1 protein-coding gene and 1 pseudogene are annotated in these 3,154 nt (G+C 69.2%); one reads left to right on the plus strand and one right to left on the minus strand.

All coding sequences use genetic code 11. The features are described 5' to 3' along the window. Window positions 1–170: 170 nt before the first annotated feature. Window positions 171–2,549 carry a DUF8508 domain-containing protein gene (locus AC31A1_RS49140; protein WP_489659552.1) on the minus strand — a complete coding sequence of 793 codons (2,379 nt, stop codon included), beginning with the start codon at window positions 2,547–2,549 and terminating at the stop codon, window positions 171–173. Window positions 2,550–2,949: 400 nt separating this feature from the next. On the opposite strand from AC31A1_RS49140, the pseudogene AC31A1_RS49145 reads away from it, so the two are divergent. After that, a pseudogene (locus AC31A1_RS49145) lies at window positions 2,950–3,154 on the plus strand (3-oxoacyl-ACP synthase); the annotation flags it as partial.

Genomic DNA, 3,154 nt, shown 5'->3' on the forward strand with positions numbered 1-3,154 from the left:
GTCTTGCGAGTGCGGCGGCGTTGTGGCTGGTCGCGCCCGCGCGGCGGAGCCGCAAATGTCACAGCCCCGCGCCCCTTGGGGGGTTGCTCTGGCCGGGGCCATAAGGCGGGCAGTCGTGGGGACGGGGCGGGACGGCTTGCGCCGTTCCGCCCCGTCGGCCTTCAACAGTGTTAGTGCCTACGGCACTTCGAGAGGTCGATTCGGACGATCTGTGGGTCGTGGTCGCTTGCCTGGTCTGCGAACTCCGCGTTGATGTGGACGACGTCGTAGTTGAAGGACGTCACCGCGGGGCTGGTCAGGATGTGGTCGAGGGTCTGGGAGTTGCCGTCGTAGACGTAGGTGTAGCGCTCGGCGGCGGGGAGGGTGGTGATCAGGGGCTTGAGGACCTTGTCGGCCGTCAGGGTGGTCACCGTCTGGGAGAACTCGTAGTCGTTCAGGTCGCCGAGGACGACCGTCTTGGCGTTCTTGTCCGCCACCAGCAGGGACTTGACGAAGGTGTTGACCTCCGCCGCCTGGGCCGCGCGCTGGGTCTCGGAGCTGCGGGCCGGGGGCTGGTAGCGGCCGTGGATCGGCTGGTCGCCGCCCTTGGAGATGAAGTGGTTGGCGATCACGAAGACCTGCTCACCCTGGAAGGTGAACTCGCCGACCAGGGGCTTGCGGCTGTCCTCCCAGGCCGCGTTGGCCGGGTCGATACGGCCCGGGGAGTAGGTGAGTTCGACGCCCTTGCGGGTCTTCACGACGCTTGTGGCGGTGGTCGCGTCGCCGCCGGGGTGGTCGGTGAAGGAGACGCGCTTGGGGTTGAAGAGGAAGACCTGGCGGATGTTGCCGCCGGGCTCGCCGCCGTCCGCGTCGTTGGTCGGCGAGATGTAACGCCACTTGTACGCCGGGCCGCCGGCCGCGCGGACCGCGTCGGTGAAGCGCTTCAGGGTGCCCTCGGCCGTCACCGTGCCGTCGTTCGTCGCGCCGTTGTCGTCCTGGATCTCCTCCAGGGCCACGATGTCGGGCGAGTTGAGGTTGACCGCGACGCCCTCGGCGAGCCGGTCGAACTTCTCCTGGGTGTCGAGCGCGTCCAGGTTCTCCACGTTGTACGTGGCGACCGCCAGCTCGTCCTTATTCTGACGGCGCGTCACTTCCTGCTTCAGGCCGTTGTCGACGAGGGTGCCGAGCTGGGTGGCCTGGACGTTGTAGCCACCGTAGGTGGAGTAGTCGAGGGGGCCGGCCGTGACTCCTGACAGTTCGTCACCGACATTGGCGGCGGGGAAGGTTGAGGTGGCGTCGAGCGACATCACCTCGATACGGCCGGTGTTGGGCTGGTCGTACGACGAGTACAGGGTGCCGCCGCGCGCGGTGGCGTTCTCGTCCGGCTTGACCGTGACCCACAGCTCGCCGTACGCGTCGCTCGCGCCGACCACGCGGGCGTCGGCGAAGGTGACCCGCATGCCCTCCAGGGACTCGTAGAAGTCCTGGGCGTAGACGGCGGGTTGGAGCGCGAGGGACTCGATGCTGCCGCCGGACGCGGTCGGGATGTAGGCGTCGGGGACCGAGGTGGCGTTCAGGGCGACGGCGTCGGGCAGCGCGTTGCCGCTGGAGAGGACCGTGGTGGTCGGGCCGCCGATCTCGGTGTTCGACTGGCTGGTGCTGCTCGGGTAGTACTCGCTGACCTTGCCGGTGACCAGGACCGAGTCGCCGACCGCCACCGTGGGCTTGGCGGAACCGGTGTAGACGAAGACGGCCTCGCTGGTGCGCGGGTCGGTGTCGGGGGTCGGGTCCTGGATCCAGTAGCCGAGGGAGCCGCTGCCGCGGACGCCGGTGACGATGCCCGGGACGCGGGTGACCGTCTGGCCGGCGTACGGCGAGAGGCGGGTCGTGCCCTGGATGTCGTGGACGCGGACGGTGCCGGGGTCGGTGGGCGAGCCGCCGTCACCGCCGCCGTCGCCCGAACCGGGCGTCTGTCCGGCCGAGTTGACCGGTGACGGGGTACCGCTCGTGAAGTCGGCCGCGTTGTCGTCGGTGTCGGCGAGCGAGTCGGCACGGGCGACCGCGGCCGTGTTGGAGGCGCCGATGGCCGGGCCGCTGCCCTCGCGGACGACCGCGGTGCCGTAGCCCGTGAGGTCGACGATGCTCGGGTCGGCCGCGCAGTCCGCGGCGGTCTTGCAGGTCAGCGCGGTGGTGCCGGAGACCAGGGCGATCGTGCCTGAGGTGGCGCTCATCGCGATCGAGCCGGTGGCGTCGGTGGTCGGCAGCGCGGTCGTGCCGCCGCTGCCGGTGCCCTCACCGACCAGGTAGCGGGCACCGGGGGCGATCGCGCCGGTGAGGGCGGTGACCTGCCAAGTGGAGCCGGAGGACGGCGTACCGGGCAGGTACTGGACGGTGTAGCCCGACAGGTCGTAGGCCGCCGAACCGGCGTTGCCGAGTTCGACGAAGTCCCGGGTCAGGGTCGCTCCCGAGTTGCCCCCGCCGCCGTACACCTCGGCAATGACCGCCGAGGCGGAGGGAGTTGCGGACGCGGTGGGCAGGGCGGTGAAGGCGAATGCTCCCGCCGCGCCCACCGAGACGATCGCTTGGGCGGTGCGGCGGGCGCGGGGTCTGCGCCCTTCAGGTCTGGACACGCTGGCGGTCTCCTCGTGCTTCGTGTAGCTGCCGATACCGGGTGCCTGTGGGGAGTCGGCTCAAGTTACGCGCGTAGAAAGGGAGTTGCCAGAGGGCCTCGCGTTAAATCCAGGGAACAAGTGAGTGCGGGGACCGGTGCGACGGCCACGAAAGTGATGTTCCGCACATAACCCTGGTGATCAACTGGACAACTCGCCCTATTTCAGCGGACCTTGAGAGCTCCCGGGGCGTAACCGGTTCATCTTTCAACCGTGGCTTTTTCCGGTTTGGTCCAGTTCACTCGGGATGGTTTGCCGTAGGGCATAAGTCCGTTCAGTCCCCAGGAAGCGTGTGCGAGATATGTCCAATTCATCCGATTCGTCACAAGTCCCCTTCGCTCCCCACCCGGTGACCGCCGCCGAGGTCATCCCGGGCGACCTGATCGCCCTGACCCCGGCCGACGCCGAACGCGCCTGCTGGTACGTCGTCACCCACACCCTCCCCGAGACCCCCGAGACGATCCGCGTCACCCTGCGCCCACCGCTCGGCGTGGTCCGTGCCGCCG

Source organism: Streptomyces sp. P5F9 (genome assembly GCF_057961495.1).